This window comes from Rhizobium sp. P28RR-XV (assembly GCF_012641385.1).
Classification (GTDB): Bacteria; Pseudomonadota; Alphaproteobacteria; order Rhizobiales; family Rhizobiaceae; genus Rhizobium.
Map to the genome: position 1 here is coordinate 189,096 of NZ_JABAIG010000009.1, position 17,877 is coordinate 206,972.

A 17,877-nucleotide genomic window follows, 5' to 3' on the forward strand; every position below is an offset into this window, starting at 1 on the left:
TCAGGCGTGGCCAGCGCCGGCGATGCGATCGAGTTCCGCGACCGCATCCTCCGGCAGCTTCAGCTCGGCGGCTGCGATATTCTGCTTGAGGTGGGCAAGCGACGATGTGCCCGGAATGAGCAGGATGTTCGGTGCGCGCTGCAAGAGCCAGGCGAGCGCCACCTGCATCGACGTCGCGTTCAGCCGGGTAGCCACATCGGACAGGGCCGAGGACTGAAGCGGCGAAAATCCGCCGAGCGGGAAGAAGGGCACATAAGCGGTGCCGTCGCGGGCAAGCGTGTCGATCAGGGCGTCGTCTGCGCGATGGGCAAGATTATATTGGTTCTGTACGCAGACGATCTCCGTAATCCGGCGGCCCTCGGCGATCTGGCTGGCTGTGACGTTGCTGAGCCCGATGTGACGTACCAAACCTTGCCGCTGGAGATCGGCCAGGATTGTCAGGGGTGCTTCGATCGACCCTTCGGCCGGACCATGCACGTCGAACATGATGCGGATATTGACGACATCGAGCACATCCAGTCCCAGGTTGCGCAGATTGTCATGCACCGCCTGTGTCAGCTCTTCCCGGGAAAAGGCCGGCAGCCAGGATGCATCCGCGCCGCGTCGCGCGCCGATCTTGGTGACGATGACGAGATCGTCGCGATAGGGGTGGAGCGCTTCCCGGATCAGCCGGTTGGTCACATGCGGACCGTAGAAATCGCTTGTATCGATATGGTTGACGCCGGAGGCGATCGCTTCGCGCAGAACCGCCAGTGCAGTGTCATGGTCCTTCGGCGGGCCGAACACGCCGGGGCCCGCGAGCTGCATGGCGCCGTAGCCAAGCCGTTTGACCTTACGGTCCCCAAGTGTAAAGCCGCCGGATTGATCGATGCTGGACATGGCTATCTCCTTTCAAGATGAAAGCAGAAATAGGCTCAGTCTCAGTGTATGATAAGCGGGCGCAATGCGCACGGGCTGTGCGGAATTGCGAACAATCGACAGGCGTCGAAAGTGACGATCCCCGCCGTCACTCTTGTTTGGGTGCCGGCTTGTCCTGCGTCTTCAAATAGCTGTCGAAGATCGCCTCCATGTTCTTCTGATAGCTCTTCTGCACTTCCAGGCCGCTATCGAACATGGCGTTGAACATCTCGGTGTAGGCGGCCATGTCGACGCCGGCGGCGGGCTTGGCCTTCGGTTCTTCCTTCGGCGGCTCTGATGGCATCGGGAAGTTCTTCATCATGTCCTGAAAAGCTCTGGCAAAGGGATTGTCGAGGAACGGATTGGTCTGCGCCGGCTTTTCGCGCTTGGCCGAATCGGCGCCGAACATCAGCTCCATCGCCTGGGTGAAGGGATTGTCGAAGATGCTCGCCTGCGGCGTCGGCTGCTGCTTCGGCGCGAAGCCGATGCTCCGCAGCCAGCTTTGCATCATCTCGCCCATATCGGTATTGAGGAAGGGATTGGCCATCTGTGAGATCTGGCCGCTGGTTTCCTTGAAGAGACCGCCCATCAGCGTATCGGCCATGGCGGGCAGCATGCGCTTGTAGATCTCCTGGCCGATGCCGGTAATCTGCGCAGCCTGCGCCGCAATCGCGCGGGAAACCTCCTTGGAGCCGAACAGCCTTCCGAGCACGGCATTACCGTCGGCAATGCCTTCGGGCGTGAAGGCCTTCGTCATATCCTCGAAGTATTTGGCGTAGTTGCCTGACGTTATGTCCTGCATGACGCCGACGAAGTTGTAAGGATCGGTCGCGCTGCGCTTGAAGCCGGAAGAAAATGCCGGCATCAGCGCGGCCATCGCCTTCGTCGCCTGCTCCTGCGCAAGATTGAACTGCTTGGCCATGGCCTCCGTGGCGGCGCCGTTCTGAGCCTGCATCATCATGTCGAAGAGTGGCAGCATCGAAGTCCCTTTCCCCGCTATGAGGCCGCTTCGGAATCAGGCGGCGCTTTATGACGATACTATAGCGGAAAAAAGAGAGCGCATACCGGTTTCTGCCGTCATCTCATCGAGGCGATGACGGCGGCCGACCGGATATCAATACTGATATTCCTCGAAGATCGGCTCGACGGACTGGTTCCAGCGGCCGTTGTAGAGCATCAGCAGGTCGTCGGCGAGCGTGCCCTTCTTGGCGAGCACTTCGTCGAGCGGCGAAAGGAAGACGGTTTCGTCCTGCCCGTCGCCGTTCAGGCGCGCGCGGTTCTTCAGACCAAGGCGGGAAATGCCGACCACTTCGCGCGCCACGTCAAGCAGGCCATGGCCCTTGATCGCGGCCTTCAGGCCCTGCGCCGGCACGACGTCACGCAACGCGTTGACCTCGTCGAAGCTCCAGTCCTTGGTCAGCTCGTCGGCGGCCGTCAGCGCCTCGTCGTCATAGAGCAGGCCGACCCAGAAGGCCGGCAGCGCACAGATGCGGCGCCAGGGGCCGCCGTCCGCGCCGCGCATTTCGAGGAAGCGCTTGAGGCGTACGTCGGGAAACAGCGTCGAGAGATGGTTCGTCCAGTCGCCCATCGTCGGTTCCCAATCGGCGATTTCGCCCTTCAGCGCGCCGTCCATGAACTGGCGGAAGGTGACATGCGTACAGTCGTGATAGCGGCCGTCGCGAACGACGAAATACATGGGAACGTCGAGCGCCCACTTCACATAGTCTTCAAAGCCGAAATCGTCACGGAAGGTGAAATCGAGCAGGCCGCTGCGACGGTTGTCGGTATCGCGCCAGATGTCGCCGCGCCAGGAGGAAAGCCCGTTCGGCTTACCTTCCGTGAAGGGCGAGGAGGCGAAGAGCGCCGTTGCCAGCGACTGCAGTTTCATCGACACGCGCATCTTGCGGCGCATATCGGCTTCCGAGGAGAAATCGAGGTTCACCTGGATCGTGCAGGTACGGTACATCATGTCGAGGCCCTTGGTGCCGACCTTCGGCATGTAGCGGCTCATGATCTCGTAGCGCGATTTCGGCATGCGCGGCGTTTCGGCGAGCGTCCATTTCGGGCTGCCGCCGACGCCGAGGAAGCGAATGCCCATCGGCTCGGCGATCTCGCGCACCGTCGCCAGATGGTTGTTCGATTCCTTGCAGGTCTGGTGGATGGTTTCGAGCGGCGCGCCCGACAGTTCGAACTGGCCGCCCGGCTCGATCGAGATCGCACCCATGCCGGTGGGCTCGCCGAGCCCGATGATGTTGTCGCCATCCATGATCGGATCCCAGCCGCTTTTCTTCTGCAGCCCTTCGAGGAGCGCGGAAATGCTGGCCTCGCCGAAATAGGGCACGGGGCTGTTGTCGGCGCGGAAGAACACGAATTTCTCGTGCTCGGTGCCGATGCGGAATTTCTCTTTCGGCTTGTTGCCGGCAGCCAGATAGGCCGTCATTTCCGAGACCGAGGAGAGCGGAGTCTGGTCGGTGGTATCGCGCGCCATGGTATTACCTTAGATCTCGGAGAAGCACCCGCGCAAGCCGCAGGTCAATAGGAGGGTGATTGACGCGGATTGAGGTACGGTGCAAGTGAATTTCTTTCAAGGGTCGTTCAAAAAAATAGGATTTTGTGTCTCGCCAGTGCATCACAGCCGTGCCGGCCGCCGGTATATTTGCACAAGCGTTCAAGACGTCTCGCCGTGAGCACGGATAGTTTTGCTTCGATTGACGTCAAGCGGAGCATATCAATGAACGGCACGAACGCCCTTTACTATCCTATACTGACGCTGCTTCTGGCCTCGCTGGTCATCATGGGAAGCCCTGGCCCCTCGACGATCAGCGCGACGGCGATGGGGGCGGCCTATGGCTTCCGGCGGTCGCTCGGTTACGTCTCCGGCCTTATCGCGGGCACTGTCATGGTCCTGCTCGCCGTTGCAGCCGGTGTCGTTGCGATCCTGCTGTCGGTGCCGCACGGTGCCTTCCTGCTGACGGCGATCTCAGCCGTTTATATCCTTTATCTCGCCTTCAAGATCGCCACGGCGCCGCCGCTGTCGCGCCGCGACGATCGGGCCGCGGTTCCGGCCTTCTCCGGCGGCTTCCTGCTGGCCGTCGCCAACCCCAAGGCCTACCTGGCGATTGCTGCCGTCTTTGCCGGGGTCAGCCTGTTTCAGGACCGAAGGCTGCTGGACGCAGCCCTCAAGGTCGTGCTGCTGACGGGAATGATCGTCGCCATCCATATGGTATGGCTTCTTGTCGGCGCTTCCCTGTCCCGCTTCCTTCAAAATCCGAAAGTCTCGCGGATCGTCAACATATCGCTGGCGATCCTGCTGATCGTTGCAACCGTCGTTGCGGTCCTGGAGTGAACGCTCAGTTCCAGTCGCCGATCGCCGCTTGGATCACTGCCATGGCCGCGACGGCCGCCGTGTCGGCACGCAGGATGCGCGGCCCGAGCGGAATGGCGCTGACGAAATCGAGGCTGCGCAGCAGCGCGCGCTCCTCTTCGGAAAAACCGCCCTCGGGGCCGACCAGCAGCGCCAGATGCTTCTCCTTGACCCGCGTCAGCAGCGGCAGCGGATTCTGCCCGGCATCGCCTTCGTCGCAATAGATGATGCGACGCTCGCGCGGCCAGCGGGCGAGCAGGTCGGCGAGCTTTACCGGCTCGGCGACATCGGGAATGCTAAGAATGCCGCATTGCTCCGCCGCCTCGATGACATTGGCCCTGACCTTGTCCAGATTGGTGATCTTGCCTTGGACGTGCTGCGTCATGACCGGCTGCAGCAGACCCGCACCCATTTCCACGGCCTTCTGCACGAGGTAATCAAGCCGCCCGACCTTCAGCGGCGCAAAGAGATAATGCAGGTCGGATGGGGCCGGCTGCGGTCGTGTTTCTTCGATCGGCGTCAGCAGGATGCGTTTGCGCGAGGGAAAGGAGACGCTTACCTTCCACTCGCCGTCGCGGCCGTTGAAGATGAGCAGCTCGGCGCCATCCTCCAGGCGCAGAACATTGGCAAGATAGTTGAACTGATCCTGGTCGGCCTCGATGGCGACGCCTGCCTTGATGTCTGCAGTCACGAACAGCCGCTGCATGCGGAAGTTGGCGCGCATGGATTACCCCCGGAATTGCTTAGAGCAGTGAGATGGAGCGGCTCGAAGACCCGGTGAGAAGCCGAACCGCCCTAAATGAAGAGTGCGACCATAACCCAATATACGGCGGCGGCAAGCATGGCCGCGACCGGCACGGTGATCGCCCACGCCGCGATGATGGTCATGAAATGCGAGCGGCGCACCAGCCGCCGGCGATGAACTTCATCGGGATTGCGCTCGTCCGCGGATTCCGGCTCAAGCCAGGGAATGCCCGCGGCTTCCGCCTTTTTGCGCATATAGGCAAATCGCCGCTTGGAACGGACGGTATACCATTCGCGAAAGAAGCCGACCCCGAAAACCGCGCCGACCGTAATGTGGGTCGAGCTCACCGGGAAACCGAACCAGGCCGCGACGATGACGGTGAGCGCCGCGGATACGGCAACGCAGTAGGCCCGCATCGGATTGAGCTTGGTGATTTGCTCGCCGAGCAGGCGAATGAGTCGCGGGCCGTAAAGCAGCACACCCACGGAAATGCCGCAGCCGCCAATCATGACGACCCAGAAGGGCGCCTTCTGGGTGGTTGTCTCTGCGACCACGCCGAGCGAGCCGCCAAGGCCGATGTCGCGCACGATCGCCGACAGCGGTCCGATGGCATTGGCGACATCGTTGGCGCCGTGCGCAAAGGACATCAGCGCCGCCGAGCAGATCAGCGGCAGGCGGAAAAGCTTGCGCAGCGAACTGTTCTTGTTTTCGAGCCCGACCGATTGCGCCGCCACCAGCGGTCGCGCCGCCAGCCAGGCGATCATGCCGACGATAATGCCGATCGCGAGGTTCAGCAGGTTCGGGATGGCATTCTTGGGCTCGAGCTGGACAATGAGATAGGCCGAAAACGAGCCGGCCATCAACCCGATCAGAATAGGGATCCAGTATCTGGCGGCGGCGATCTTGTCGTCGCGATAGACGATGAAGCTCTCGATGAAGAACAGGATGCCGGCCGCGATAGCGCCGCCAAGGAAGGGCGTCACGACCCAGCCTGCAGAGATCGCCGCGAGAACGTTCCAATTTACCAGCTCGGGACCGACGGCTGCGGCTCCCGCGCCGACGACAGCCCCGACGATCGTATGCGTGGTCGAAACGGGCGCTTTCAACCAGGTTGCGAAGTTGATCCAGAGTGCTGCGGCGAGCAATGCCGCCATCATCAGCCAGGCAAGCTTGCCGATGCTGACGATGCGATTGGTGTCGACGATATGCGCCGAGATGGTATTGATGACCGGGCCGCCGGCAATCGTCGCGCCGAGGATCTCGAAAATGGCCGCCATGACCAGCGCCTGGGTCATGGTGATCGCGCGCGCGCCGACTGCCGCGCCGACATTGTTGGCGACGTCCTTCGCGCCGATGTTCATGGCCATGTAGCCGGCAAGGCCAACGGCGGCAAAGATCAATGTCGCGCGCGGCTGATCGAACACGTAAATGCCGGCGAAGACCATGGCGAGGCCGAGAAAGATCAAGCCGATACCCGGCGCCACAAGGCGTCTTGCGACGTGATGGGTCGCGTCCTCGACATAGGTGAATTTGTCGAGGTCCTTGTCGAGGGTCCTTTTTATCGGTGTGGCCGGTCGGTCGGGCATGCAATTCTCTGAATTAAAACTCTCGTATCGCGCTGACCGATGAGGCGCGCAATATCCGTCACGCACACTGACACAGTTTTTTGTGGCTAATATGGCTTACTTCGCCTGGATTGCGGCGGGAGTCGCCGTCATCCGCTGTGCGAAAGCGAGAATGATCTCGCGCAGTTCCGGTTCGCGAACGCGTTCGGCCGCCGTCTCGTAGGAGACCCACTCCAGGGAACGTTCGCCCTTTTCCTTGAAGTTCTTGGCGAGCTCGCTGACTTCGAGTGCATAGACCTGCACGCGGCACGGCACCTGAATGCCGTCCCTCAGCACCTTGTCGTAACCGAACGAACCGAGCGGCTCCGTCTCCACCGTGCCGCGCACGCCGGCCTCTTCATAGGCCTCGCGGGCGGCGACCTCATGGGAAAGCTTGCCCGGCATCGGCCAGCCCTTGGGAATGACCCAGCGGCCGGTATCGCGGCTGGTCAGCAGCAACACTTCGAGATCGCCCGTTTTCTTCTTCAATCGATAGCAGAGCGCAGCATATTGCTGTCGCGGCGGGCGCCGAAACATAAGTTGCACATCATTCGCTATGCGATTGAGAAAGGCCAATTGTCGGATCACCTTTGGGTGTTGGAGTGACGCTTGAGTTGCATAATAACATTGTGTGGAAAAAATTTGCGCCATATATGACGCTATATGGTATTTCCCCACAAATTTATTCAGTGCTTCGTAGTTAAAAAACGAAAGTTTTGTTTTCTGATATTCGCCAGCCATTGTGCTGAAAACGACATTGAACAGCATTTTTATGCCGCAGATGGTGCAGTTGCTTGAATGGTGCCGCTATCATACTGGGAAAAAAGATAAATTCTTGTCATGTCCGAACGAGCATCCCGACGTCTGCCACCTCTGAATGCATTGCGCGCTTTCGATGCGGTGGCGCGGCGCGGCAGCATTTTGAAGGCCGCCGATGAACTCGGGGTCGTGCGCGGCGCCGTCAGGCAGCAGTTGAACTTGCTGGAAGCCCATTTCGGTATCGCCCTGTTCGATCGGGAGAATGGCAGGCTGGTGCTGACGGCGAAGGGCAAGGCATTCGCCGATTCGGTCGGTGTCGCCCTCGGCATCCTGGCACGGGCTTCGGCGGAACTTTCGATCGAAGGCAGGCGGTCCATCCGGCTCGGCGTGCCCTCGGCTTTCGCGATCTGGTGGCTGATGCCGCGCGCCGCCGGCCTGCAGGCAGCGCTTCAGGACATCGATATGGATATCGTGCCGATGGCAACGGTGGAGCCTCTGGCCAAGCGCCCGGATCTCGAGGCCGTCATCATGGGCGGTGAATACCGGCCGACGCGTGATATCACCGCGATCCGCTTCATGGAGGATGAATTCGGGCCGGTCGCGACGCCGGAACTCGCCGATCGCCTTGGCCTCTCGGCCGATGTCTCGGCACTTGCCGATGCTGTGGCGCTTGCAAGCCGCTCTGCTCCAAGTCTCTGGAGCGACTGGTTCGTGGAAAGCGGCCGCGTACCCATTCGCTTCGCCGGCAATCGCGAATTCGAGGATCTGCTGCTTGCGATCGGAGCCGCTCGCTCAGGGCTCGGTATTGCCATCGCGCCGCGCACGGCCGTCGGTGACGATATCGATCGCGGCACATTGGTGGCACCTTACGGCTTCATTCGAAGACCGGCCGGCTACAGCCTCAGTATCCGCAGCGGCGATGTGAAGGATCCGGCTCTCGTCCGGCTGGCCGATTGGCTGAGCAAGGCAGGGGCCGAACAGGCTTAGCAGGCCATCTGTCCGATCGGATCTCTATGGCAGATTTTCTGCCATGTGAGGCATTGCAATGTCCATCGACAGCCAACCTCCCGCCATGCCAGATCGCCATATGGAACCAGCCGGCAGGAGCGCGTCATGGATCAGTCTTCTTCTCTTTCCCGCATCGATTGGGTTGCCCAGGGCTGCCGGTTGCTGGCGGCCACGGCGGCGGAATTCCGCGACACCAGACCCTTTGCCGGCCTGACCATCGGCACGGGCATCCATCTCGAGCCGAAAACGGTCGCGTTGCTGATGACGCTGCGCGCCGGCGGCGCCGGCCTCGTCTGCACCGGCAATCTCAACAGCACGCAGCCCGAAACGGTCGACTACCTGCGGGCGAAGGGCATAAAGGTCTTTGCGACGCAGACCCGCGACGCCGAGGAGCATGGCGCGAGCCTCGATGCGATCCTGGCGGAAAAGCCGGATTTGCTCCTCGACAATGGCGGCGATCTCTTCGCCCGCGCGGCCGATAAGCCCTATGACAATCTGCTCGGCGGCACCGAGGAAACCACATCCGGCCGGGCCCGGCTCATACCGATGCGCAGCAGGCTCGACATGCCGATCCTGGTCATCAACGACAGCCCGATCAAGCAATTCGCCGAAAACCGACATGCGGTGGGGCAGAGCCTGTTCGAGAGCTATCTGCGCTTTACCAATCGATCCACCAATGGCAAACGCGTCACCGTCTTCGGTTATGGTGCTTGCGGCAAGGGTACCGCGGCATGCTTCCGCAATGCGTTTTCCGCAGTCAGCGTCGTCGATATCGATCCGGTTACAACGCTTGAAGCCCATCTCGACGGCTTCTCGACGCCGCTGCGCGAAGCGGCAATCCGCTCCGCCGATATCCTGATCACCGTTACCGGCTTCCGCGATATCGTCACGACGGCGGATTTGCCGCTGATCAAGGACGGTGCGATCCTGATGAATGGCGGCCACTTCCCGCATGAGATCGATGTCGAAGGCTTCCGCAACAGTCCCGAGGTCGCCGGCATCGACTGCTACGAAGCCGAGCAGATCGAGACGATCCGCATGCGCGACGGCCGCACCTTCCATATTCTCGGCGGCGGTCACATGGCCAATCTGGCCGGTCCGCGTCCGCTCGGCAATACCATCGAATCCATGGATCTCGGCTTTACGCTGCAGTCCCGTTGCCTGGAGCGGGTCGCCAAGGGCGGCCTCGGTGGCGAAGCTTGCGTCATCCCCGTTCCGGCCGATATCGACGCCTTGGTCGCCTCCGCCTATCTCGACCTGGCGCGGTAAGCCTCAGGTTCCGGCCAGCTCCCGCGGCAGCAATCGGTCGTAGAGCGCCGCCATGTCGTCGCCGAAACAGCAGAAGATGATCGCCTCGAAGGCGCCATCCTTGCTTTCGTCAAGGCTGGTGCGGATTGCGATCCCGGCCGCCTGCTCGGCGGGAAAGCGATAGACGCCCGTGGAGATGGCGGGGAAGGCAATGGTTCTGACCCCGCGTTCCCGGGCGAGAGCGAGACTGCTGCGATAACAGCTGGCGAGCAGTTCTTCCTCGCCACGATCGCCACCATTCCAGACGGGACCGACGGTGTGGATCACATGCTTTGCCGGCAGGCGATATCCCGCGGTAATCTTCGCTTGTCCGGTTTTGCAGCCGTTCAGAGTCCTGCATTCGGTGAGGAGATCCGGCCCGGCGGCGCGATGGATCGCGCCATCGACACCGCCGCCGCCGAGCAGGCTGCTGTTGGCCGCATTGACGATGGCGTCGACCGGAAGGCTGGCGATATCTCCGAGGGCCACGGTGAAGCGCGTCTTCGAGGTGGAGGTAACATCAGAACGAATGATCTCGGGCGCGGACATGTTGATCTCCTCCATCCTCAAGCGTGCTTCTATCGCTCCCAATAGGGAACAGGGCCATAAAGTTCCGCGAGAAAATCGATGAAGACGCGCACTTTCGCCGGCAGGAACTGCCGGCTGGGGTAAACGGCTGAAAGCGTGACATTGTGCGAGCCTTCATAGGCCGGCAGGACCTGAACGAGACGGCCGTTGCGCAGCTCCGGCCCGACATCCCAGGTCGAGCGCAGGGCAATGCCGAGACCGGCGATGACGGCTTCGCGGACGACCTCGCTGGAATTAGTGATCAGTCTGCCCTCCGGCCGAAAAGTGAGGCTGCCTTGCGGGCCGTCGAGCCGCCAGGGGTCGTGATTGTGCGCGGGAAGACAAGTATGGCGACGCAGGTCCTCGATATCCTCCGGCATCCCATGGGCATCGATATAGGCTGGTGAAGCGCAGAGCACGCGGCGCACCGGCGCAAGCCTGCGGGCGACGAGACTGGAATCGGTGAGCTCCGCGATGCGGATGGCAAGGTCGAAGCCGCCGCCGACGATATCGACGAATTCGTCGCTCAGCACCAGATTGATCGCTAGGTCTGGATGGGCCTGCATGAAGGATTGCAGATGCGGCGCGATATGCAGCCGGCCGAAGGATGTCGGAGCGGAAATCTTTAGCGTGCCGTGCATCTGGGAGGAACGTCCCGCAATATAGGCTTCCGCCTCTTCCAGCCCGGCGAGAATGGCAAGCACGCGGTCGTAGAAGCCCTGGCCTGCCTCCGTCAGCGAAATCTGCCGCGTGGTGCGCTGCAGAAGCCGGGTGCCGAGCCTGTCTTCGAGGCGCTTGATGCGCTTGGAAATCACGGCCGGCGAAAAACCGAGCGCGCGGCCGGTCAGCGACATGCTGCCCGTTGCGACGACGCTGGCGAAGATTTCCAGGTCTCCTAAATTGGTCATGCACGATTATTTCCTGTTTTGGAATAAATGCTTATCATTTGCTCCAAACTTGGGAAAGCGCTAAGCCTGTAATGCACCTAGAGCTGGATGATTTAAGGTCTGTTCGACCTAAAATCTGAATCCGCTCTAGGATCAAAGAAGTAGAGCATGATGTCGTCCGAAAACCGATCACACTTTTCGGCATCATGCTCTAAAAGGAGGGCTGCGTCCGACATCGGATGCAGGAGGAGGACGGCATGGCCGAGGCCATTTCATTTCTGGAGCCGCGTGCGGATGTTCTGGCTCGCCGCAGCGCCATCGTCGCCGATCTCGCCGATCTTTTGGCGCCGGAATGTCTGATCCACGAGCCGCGCGAACTCGTACCCTTCGAAACCGATGCCTTCATTTCCTATCGCCGCTTGCCGCTGGCCGTAGCCTTGCCGCGCTCGACGGCGGAAGTGGCGGCCGTCATGAAATATTGCCATCGCTACGGCATTCCCGTCGTTCCGCGCGGCGCCGGCACCTCGCTTTCCGGCGGCGCCATCCCGCAGGAGGATGCCGTCGTTCTCGGCCTCTCCAAGATGAACCGCATCCTTGATATAGATTACGCCAATCGCGCCGCGACCGTGCAGGCTGGGGTGACGAACCTGCATGTCTCCGAAAGCGTCTCGGCCGATGGCTTCTTCTATGCGCCCGACCCGAGCTCTCAGCTTGCCTGCACCATCGGTGGCAATGTCGGCATGAATTCCGGCGGCGCGCACTGCCTGAAATATGGCGTCACGACCAACAATCTCCTCGGCGTCAAGCTGGTGCTGACCGACGGCACCGTCATCGATCTCGGCGGCAAGGCGCTGGATGCGGCGGGTTACGATCTGCTCGGCCTCGTCTGCGGCTCGGAAGGCCAGCTCGGCATCGTCACCGAGGCAACGGTGCGGCTCATCGCCAAGCCGGAGGGCGCCCGGCCGGTGCTCTTCGGCTTCGATACGTCGGAAGAGGCGGGTGCCTGTGTGGCCGATGTGATCGCCGCCGGCATCATTCCCGTTGCCATCGAATTCATGGACAAGCCGGCAATCGAAATCTGCGAGGCCTTTGCGCATGCCGGCTATCCGCTTGATGTCGGCGCGCTTCTGATCGTCGAGGTCGAGGGTTCGGAAGCGGAAATGGACGACATGCTCGCCAGCATCGTCGCCATCGCCCGCACCCACAAGGTCAAGACGGTACGCGAATGCCAGTCGGCGACAGAGGCGGCCCTGATATGGAAGGGCCGCAAATCAGCCTTCGGCGCCACCGGCCGCATTGCCGACTATATCTGCATGGACGGCACCGTGCCGCTCAGCCAGCTCTCCTTCGTGCTGAAGAGGACGGCCGAGATCATTGATGGCTATGGCCTGCGGGTCGCCAATGTCTTCCATGCCGGCGATGGCAACATGCATCCGCTGATCCTCTTCAATGCCAACGATCCCGAGGATGCCGCCAAGGCGGAAGCCGCCGGCAACGATATCCTGCGGCTCTGCGTCGATGCCGGCGGCTGTCTCACCGGCGAGCATGGCGTCGGCATCGAGAAGCGCGACCTGATGCGCCACCAATACGCCGATGTCGATCTTGCCCAGATGATGTCGGTTCGCGCCGCCTTCGATCCCGGCTGGATCCTCAATCCTTCCAAGGTCTTCCCGCTCGACGGACGCAACGCCGCATGACCGAGTTTCACCCGAAGACTGAGGAGGAAGCAGCCTCCATCATCAGCGGTCATGCGGCGCGCGGCGCGGCTCTCGCGATCGTCGGCGGTAACTCGCGATCCGGCTTCGGCAATGCGGTCGTCTCCGAAGCGGTTCTGTCGTCGCGCGATCTTGCCGGCATCGTCGCCTATAATCCGGGGGAAATGGTGATGACCGCGCGAGCCGGCACGCCGGTCGCCGAGATCGAAGCCGCCCTTGCCGAGGGCGGCCAGATGATGGCGTTCGAGCCCATGGATCACCGGCCGCTGATGGGGACGCAAGGCGAGCCGACCATCGGCGGCATTTTCGCGGCCAATGTTTCCGGCCCGCGCCGCTTCGTCAGCGGTGCCGCGCGCGACAGCCTGCTCGGCGTCCGTTTCGTCAATGGCAGGGGTGAGATCGTCAAGGCCGGCGGGCGGGTGATGAAGAACGTCACCGGCCTCGATCTGGTCAAACTGATGGCCGGCTCGCACGGAACGCTCGGCCTGTTGACCGAGGTGACCTTCCGCGTGCCGCCGAAGGCCAAGACGGAGCAGACGATCATCGTCTCCGGCCTCAACGATGCGGACGCGGCCAATGCGATGGGTGCTGCCATGGCCCTGCCGGTGGACGTATCGGGTGCAGCCCATTTGCCCCTGACGGTCGCGTGGTCCTTCATCGGCGGCACCATGCCGCAAGGGGAGGCGACGGTGCTGCGCCTCGAGGGCCTCCCTGGCTCCGTCTCGGCCAGGAGCGAAAAGCTGGCCGCCGCGATGGGCCGGCTCGGCTCGGTCAAACGCCTCGAAGAAGATGACAGCCGCAGGCTCTGGCGAGAGGTCCGCGATGTGAAACCCTATGCCGATGGCACGATGCGCCCGATCTGGCGTGTATCCGTCGCCCCCAGCATCGGCCATCAGCTCGTTGCGGCCCTTCGCCTGGAGGAGGGGGTCGATGCCTATTACGATTGGCAGGGCGGGCTTGTCTGGATGCGTATGGAAGCCGAGCCGGAGGGCGAGATGCTGCGACGCTACATTCATGCCTTGGGCGGCGGACACGCGACCCTGATGCGCGCCACCTCAGCCCACTGCGCGATGACGCCGGCCTTCCAGCCGCAGCCCGAGGCCGTGGCGCTGCTTTCGGCGCGCGTGAAGGCAAAGTTCGATCCGGCGGGGATTTTCAATCCGGGGAAGATGGCGTGATGAAATCTGGTTCCGGTCGGCGATGGCCCCTCACCCTAACCCTCTCCCCGCAGGCGGGGAGAGGGGACGACCTTTTTTGCCTTGCAGCCTCGGATGTAACTAAGCTGAGGGAAGACGGAGGGTGCATCCATCCCCTTCTCCCCGTTAATACGGGGAGAAGGTGGCCTATAGGCCGGATGAGGGGCAAGGTCTTGCTCGAACGGGGGTATGCGTAGATGCAAACCAATTTCACGCCCGAACAGCTTGCCGATCCCCATGTGGCCGAATCCGAGGCGATCCTGCGCAAATGCGTGCATTGCGGTTTCTGCACCGCCACCTGTCCCACCTATGTGACGCTCGGCAACGAGCTCGACAGCCCGCGCGGCCGCATCTACCTCATCAAGGACATGCTGGAAAACGGCCGGGCCGCCGATGCGGAAGTGGTGACGCACATCGATCGCTGTCTGTCCTGCCTCGCCTGCACGACGACCTGTCCTTCCGGTGTCGACTACATGCAGCTGGTCGATCACGCCCGCGCCCATATCGAAAATACCTACAGGCGCCCGCTGATGGACCGGCTGACCCGCAATGTGCTGGCGGCCGTGCTGCCCTATCCCGGCCGTTTCCGGCTGGCCCTGCGGCTTGCGAACCTCGGCCGGCCGTTCAAGGGCCTGTTGAAGCGTGTGCCGGCGTTGAAGGCTTTCGCCGCCATGCTCGATCTTGCGCCGCGCCGCGTCCCGGCGCCCTCGTCTTTTTCCAGGCCCGCCAGATATGAGCCGCAGGCAGAGCGTCGCGGCCGCGTCGCGATCCTGACGGGCTGCGCCCAGCCGGTGCTCGATCCGGCGATCAACGAGGCGACCATCCGCCTGCTGACGCGCCTCGGCGTCGAGGTCGTCGCGCCGGAAGGCGAGGTCTGCTGCGGTTCGCTGGTCCACCACATGGGGCGCGAGGAACAGGCGCTCGCCGCTGCCCGCGCCAATGTCGATGTGTGGATGCGGGAGATCGAGGCCGGTGGACTCGATGCCATCATCATCACCGCGTCAGGCTGCGGCACGACGATCAAGGATTACGGACATATGCTGCGCCTCGATCCGGCCTATGCGGAAAAGGCGGCAAGGGTGTCAGCGCTCGCTCGGGACATTACCGAATATCTCGCCGGTCTCGACCTGCCATCGCACATGCCGCGCGGCATCACGGTCGCCTATCACTCCGCCTGCTCCATGCAGCACGGGCAGAAGATCACCATGGCGCCGAAGCTCCTGCTGAAGGCGGCGGGCTTCACGGTGCGCGACCCGGCGGAAGGGCACCTCTGTTGCGGCTCGGCCGGCACCTACAACATCATGCAGCCGGAAATTTCGGCCGAGCTGAAGGCGCGCAAGGTCAGAAACATCGAGGCGACGAGGGCCGATATCATCGCGACGGGCAATATCGGCTGCATCACGCAGATCGCCACGGCAACGGCGATCCCGATCCTGCACACGGTGGAATTGCTGGATTGGGCCTATGGCGGCGATATGCCTGCCAAGTTGAAGGGGCTACGGCCGGCTGCGGCCTAGAGCTATTCCAGGAAAAGTGCGCAGCGGTTTTCCGTCAGGAATGCGTGGAATGAGAAGATAGAGCGCTTTCGCAATTCGTGGAAAAGCGAAAATTCTCTAATGCAGCCTATCGGGCGGCGGCGGGCGGTAAGCCTGCCATTCGATTTCGAACCGATCGGCGGCGATCCGCGTCATGCTGATGCGATCCTGCCCTTCCTCGAAGAAAATGCCATCCATCAGGCCGGCGATGCCATCGTAAAACGAGCCTTCGACCAGGCTGGTGATCCTCCGCATTTCACGCCCCAATGCGGTGAAATCGGCGACCGACATGCATTGTCGATGGCCATCGGCAAACACGTCGATAAGCCGGGGAACATCGCCGGTGATGTCGACCTCGTAATAAACGATGACCGGCTCCTCGTTTTCCGGATGGATCCAGTCGCATCTGTAATAGGAAAAGCTCATGTGTTGGAACATACCACATAATCCCCCAGCCCTGAACCGGGTTGGGGGATCGATCTCGAATTTCAACCAAACGGGCTTCAGAAGTTGAACGAGATGCCGACGTTGAGGGCGTGGGTGAAAACCTTGGTCTTCAGCGTATCGCCGCTGTCGATCGAGACGTTATTCACGAAGTTGTAGTTGCCCTTGTATTCGACGAAGGTCGACCAGTGCTTGGCGAACTGGTAGCTGACACCCGCCTGTGCCTGCAGCGAGGCGCCGCCGAATTCGTAATCGAAGGTGCGCCCGGAAGACCGGGTGACTTCGACGTGCGGGACGTTGATACCTGCACCGAGGCCGACATAGGGTGTCCAGTTGCGGGCAGGATCCTGGAATCGGTAGAGCGCGTTCAGCGTCAGCATGTTCAAGCCGTCGGTGAACTCGAAATGCGACCAGCCCGGCGTATTGCCGAGATCGCCATAGACCTTCGCATGCGAGTAATCCAGCGACACGCCCCAGTTTGGCTTGTCGAACTGATCAAGCCACCAGATGCCGCGAAACCCAAAATAGGGCGGCATCTTGAAGGATTTTCCCGACCAATTGGGGTCGAAATCGGCGCCGTCCGACGTGGTCACGTTGCTGCCGGTTGCGCCCTGCACGCCGCCATACGCGGAAAATTGCATCTCTGCCGAAGCAGAATTGGCGGCAAAGACGAATGCTGAAATAGCAAGCGCGGCAAGGGCCGGCTGCTTGATGAGAAATGCGCGATGCATATGAAATCCCCGGATGCCAAAGTGCTGCCATCTAAGCGCGCTTCCGTGACACTTCTATTGCAGTCATAGGTGCGCATGCCCGGCTTAGGCGGGAAAACTGACGGTAAACTGAAAGGAATGAGCCGGTTTGCGGCGGGTCGGCGCGATAAGTTTCAGGCTGTAACACTGATGCAACACTGGCATCAGCAGAGCCTGGTGCAGAATGGCGCATCATACGAGAAACGGGCGTCCTCGACCTGCATGACCGATGCCATGCCATGGTCCGGAACGCCCGTGAGCTGATATTCGAAAGAGAGGTGAGGAGATACTGCTCCGCTTAGAGCGTGATGCCGAAAAGTGTAGGCGGTTTTCGGACGACATCACGGTCTACTTCTTTGCTTCTAGAGCGGATTCAGATTTTAGGTCGAACAGACCTAAAATCATCCGGCTCTAGCCTCCGAACAGAGTTCTCAGAACATCGACTCCGCGATCCTGATAGCTCACTTCGCCCTGCTTGTTGCCGGGGCCGACGACGATGACCTTGGTGCCGACGGGGACCCGTTCATAGAGATCGACCACGTCCTTGTTCATCATGCGGATGCAGCCGGAAGACATATTGAGACCAATGCTCCACGGCTGGTTGGTACCATGGATGCGGAAGGCCGTGTCGTTACCGTTGCGATAGAGATACATGGCGCGCGCGCCGAGCGGATTGTCCTCGCCGCCCTCCTGGAAGGCCGGCAGCTTGCGGCCTTTCTTGGCTTCGCGAACGATCATTTCCGGCGGCGGCGTCCAGCCCGGCCACTCCGCCTTGCGGCCGACCTTGACGACGCCGGACCAGCCGAAACCGTCGCGTCCGACACCGATGCCGTAGCGTCTTGCGCGATTGCTGCCCTCGACGAGATAGAGATACTTGTTGTTGGTATCGACGATGACGGTGCCCGGCGCCTCGTTCGTCGCAAGCCGCACCATGCGCCGCTGGAACTGTGGCTTCACCTGGCCTTGCGGTTCCATCGCGACCCGGATCACGTCGCCGCCCGTGGCCGGCGCCGTATAGGGCGCGGGCGCGGAAGCGGTAAAGGCCGCTGCATTCGACGCTGCAAGAAGACACGCCGCAACGACGCCTGTCGCCACGACCGATAATGCTGCTCTCATATGG

At 61.7% G+C, this 17,877-nt stretch carries 17 protein-coding genes; 6 read left to right on the forward strand and 11 right to left on the reverse strand.

Features of this window, described 5'->3' with window-relative positions; translation table 11 throughout:
- From HGP12_RS20240 to HGP12_RS20250, 3 genes are all read right to left on the reverse strand, one after another.
- Positions 1-879, reverse strand: coding sequence for an aldo/keto reductase family oxidoreductase (locus HGP12_RS20240; protein WP_168840933.1), 879 nt, complete (start codon positions 877-879; stop codon positions 1-3).
- A gap of 127 nt (positions 880-1,006) precedes the next feature.
- Positions 1,007-1,876: a DUF937 domain-containing protein gene (locus tag HGP12_RS20245; RefSeq protein ID WP_168840932.1), complete on the reverse strand. Its 870-nt coding sequence runs from the start codon at positions 1,874-1,876 to the stop codon at positions 1,007-1,009.
- 135 nt (positions 1,877-2,011) lie between these two features.
- The gene (locus HGP12_RS20250) at positions 2,012-3,385 is read right to left on the reverse strand and encodes a glutamate--cysteine ligase (RefSeq protein WP_168840931.1); all 1,374 of its coding nucleotides are present in this window, start codon (positions 3,383-3,385) and stop codon (positions 2,012-2,014) included.
- Between the two features lie 243 nt (positions 3,386-3,628).
- Between HGP12_RS20250 and HGP12_RS20255 the strand changes: the two genes are divergently transcribed.
- Positions 3,629-4,243 carry a LysE family translocator gene (locus tag HGP12_RS20255; RefSeq protein WP_168840930.1) on the forward strand — a complete coding sequence of 205 codons (615 nt, stop codon included), beginning with the start codon at positions 3,629-3,631 and terminating at the stop codon, positions 4,241-4,243.
- 4 nt (positions 4,244-4,247) lie between these two features.
- Here HGP12_RS20255 and HGP12_RS20260 read toward each other — a convergent pair whose 3' ends face one another.
- From HGP12_RS20260 to HGP12_RS20270, 3 genes are all read right to left on the reverse strand, one after another.
- On the reverse strand, positions 4,248-4,985 hold the full coding sequence (locus HGP12_RS20260; RefSeq protein WP_168840929.1) for a 16S rRNA (uracil(1498)-N(3))-methyltransferase: 738 nt from the start codon (positions 4,983-4,985) through the stop codon (positions 4,248-4,250).
- Positions 4,986-5,056: 71 nt separating this feature from the next.
- On the reverse strand, positions 5,057-6,592 hold the full coding sequence (locus HGP12_RS20265; RefSeq protein WP_168840928.1) for an inorganic phosphate transporter: 1,536 nt from the start codon (positions 6,590-6,592) through the stop codon (positions 5,057-5,059).
- Positions 6,593-6,688: 96 nt separating this feature from the next.
- The gene (locus tag HGP12_RS20270; protein WP_205926568.1) at positions 6,689-7,186 is read right to left on the reverse strand and encodes an NUDIX hydrolase; all 498 of its coding nucleotides are present in this window, start codon (positions 7,184-7,186) and stop codon (positions 6,689-6,691) included.
- 264 nt (positions 7,187-7,450) lie between these two features.
- On the opposite strand from HGP12_RS20270, the gene HGP12_RS20275 reads away from it, so the two are divergent.
- On the forward strand, positions 7,451-8,356 hold the full coding sequence (locus HGP12_RS20275; protein ID WP_168840927.1) for a LysR substrate-binding domain-containing protein: 906 nt from the start codon (positions 7,451-7,453) through the stop codon (positions 8,354-8,356).
- A 126-nt stretch (positions 8,357-8,482) separates the two neighbouring features.
- Positions 8,483-9,646: an adenosylhomocysteinase gene (locus tag HGP12_RS20280; protein WP_168840926.1), complete on the forward strand. Its 1,164-nt coding sequence runs from the start codon at positions 8,483-8,485 to the stop codon at positions 9,644-9,646.
- A gap of 3 nt (positions 9,647-9,649) precedes the next feature.
- On the opposite strand, the gene HGP12_RS20285 is transcribed toward HGP12_RS20280, so the two are convergent.
- Together HGP12_RS20285 and HGP12_RS20290 are read right to left on the reverse strand one after the other, a co-directional pair.
- Complete coding sequence (locus HGP12_RS20285; protein WP_168840925.1) at positions 9,650-10,213, reverse strand: O-acetyl-ADP-ribose deacetylase; 564 nt, start codon at positions 10,211-10,213, stop codon at positions 9,650-9,652.
- Between the two features lie 29 nt (positions 10,214-10,242).
- A complete protein-coding gene (locus tag HGP12_RS20290; RefSeq protein ID WP_168840924.1) occupies positions 10,243-11,139 on the reverse strand; it encodes a LysR family transcriptional regulator in 897 nt (298 codons plus the stop codon).
- Between the two features lie 236 nt (positions 11,140-11,375).
- On the opposite strand from HGP12_RS20290, the gene HGP12_RS20295 reads away from it, so the two are divergent.
- From HGP12_RS20295 to glcF, 3 genes are all read left to right on the forward strand, one after another.
- Positions 11,376-12,815 (forward strand): FAD-binding oxidoreductase, encoded by a 1,440-nt coding sequence (locus HGP12_RS20295; protein WP_168840923.1) that lies wholly within the window; start codon positions 11,376-11,378, stop codon positions 12,813-12,815.
- A complete protein-coding gene (locus tag HGP12_RS20300) occupies positions 12,812-14,011 on the forward strand; it encodes an FAD-binding protein (RefSeq protein ID WP_168840922.1) in 1,200 nt (399 codons plus the stop codon). Before HGP12_RS20295 ends, HGP12_RS20300 begins: the two co-directional genes overlap by 4 nt.
- A 215-nt stretch (positions 14,012-14,226) precedes the next feature.
- The gene (glcF, locus tag HGP12_RS20305; protein ID WP_168840921.1) at positions 14,227-15,546 is read left to right on the forward strand and encodes a glycolate oxidase subunit GlcF; all 1,320 of its coding nucleotides are present in this window, start codon (positions 14,227-14,229) and stop codon (positions 15,544-15,546) included.
- A 96-nt stretch (positions 15,547-15,642) separates the two neighbouring features.
- On the opposite strand, the gene HGP12_RS20310 is transcribed toward glcF, so the two are convergent.
- From HGP12_RS20310 to HGP12_RS20320, 3 genes are all read right to left on the reverse strand, one after another.
- The gene (locus tag HGP12_RS20310) at positions 15,643-16,002 is read right to left on the reverse strand and encodes a DUF6881 domain-containing protein (RefSeq protein ID WP_246703490.1); all 360 of its coding nucleotides are present in this window, start codon (positions 16,000-16,002) and stop codon (positions 15,643-15,645) included.
- 65 nt (positions 16,003-16,067) lie between these two features.
- Positions 16,068-16,739 carry an outer membrane protein gene (locus tag HGP12_RS20315; RefSeq protein WP_168840920.1) on the reverse strand — a complete coding sequence of 224 codons (672 nt, stop codon included), beginning with the start codon at positions 16,737-16,739 and terminating at the stop codon, positions 16,068-16,070.
- A gap of 429 nt (positions 16,740-17,168) precedes the next feature.
- Complete coding sequence (locus HGP12_RS20320) at positions 17,169-17,873, reverse strand: L,D-transpeptidase (protein ID WP_168840919.1); 705 nt, start codon at positions 17,871-17,873, stop codon at positions 17,169-17,171.
- Positions 17,874-17,877 lie beyond the last annotated feature (4 nt).

Bases quoted from the DNA above. Each gene is read 5' to 3' on its own strand.
- HGP12_RS20320 (WP_168840919.1), bottom strand. From the start codon at position 17,873: ATGAGAGCAGCATTATCGGTCGTGGCGACAGGCGTCGTTGCGGCGTGT.
- glcF (WP_168840921.1), top strand. From the start codon at position 14,227: ATGCAAACCAATTTCACGCCCGAACAGCTTGCCGATCCCCATGTGGCC.
- HGP12_RS20285 (WP_168840925.1), bottom strand. From the start codon at position 10,213: ATGTCCGCGCCCGAGATCATTCGTTCTGATGTTACCTCCACCTCGAAG.
- HGP12_RS20240 (WP_168840933.1), bottom strand. From the start codon at position 879: ATGTCCAGCATCGATCAATCCGGCGGCTTTACACTTGGGGACCGTAAG.
- HGP12_RS20290 (WP_168840924.1), bottom strand. From the start codon at position 11,139: ATGACCAATTTAGGAGACCTGGAAATCTTCGCCAGCGTCGTCGCAACG.
- HGP12_RS20265 (WP_168840928.1), bottom strand. From the start codon at position 6,592: ATGCCCGACCGACCGGCCACACCGATAAAAAGGACCCTCGACAAGGAC.
- HGP12_RS20255 (WP_168840930.1), top strand. From the start codon at position 3,629: ATGAACGGCACGAACGCCCTTTACTATCCTATACTGACGCTGCTTCTG.
- HGP12_RS20315 (WP_168840920.1), bottom strand. From the start codon at position 16,739: ATGCATCGCGCATTTCTCATCAAGCAGCCGGCCCTTGCCGCGCTTGCT.
- HGP12_RS20295 (WP_168840923.1), top strand. From the start codon at position 11,376: ATGGCCGAGGCCATTTCATTTCTGGAGCCGCGTGCGGATGTTCTGGCT.
- HGP12_RS20300 (WP_168840922.1), top strand. From the start codon at position 12,812: ATGACCGAGTTTCACCCGAAGACTGAGGAGGAAGCAGCCTCCATCATC.
- HGP12_RS20245 (WP_168840932.1), bottom strand. From the start codon at position 1,876: ATGCTGCCACTCTTCGACATGATGATGCAGGCTCAGAACGGCGCCGCC.
- HGP12_RS20310 (WP_246703490.1), bottom strand. From the start codon at position 16,002: ATGTTCCAACACATGAGCTTTTCCTATTACAGATGCGACTGGATCCAT.
- HGP12_RS20260 (WP_168840929.1), bottom strand. From the start codon at position 4,985: ATGCGCGCCAACTTCCGCATGCAGCGGCTGTTCGTGACTGCAGACATC.
- HGP12_RS20275 (WP_168840927.1), top strand. From the start codon at position 7,451: ATGTCCGAACGAGCATCCCGACGTCTGCCACCTCTGAATGCATTGCGC.
- HGP12_RS20280 (WP_168840926.1), top strand. From the start codon at position 8,483: ATGGATCAGTCTTCTTCTCTTTCCCGCATCGATTGGGTTGCCCAGGGC.
- HGP12_RS20250 (WP_168840931.1), bottom strand. From the start codon at position 3,385: ATGGCGCGCGATACCACCGACCAGACTCCGCTCTCCTCGGTCTCGGAA.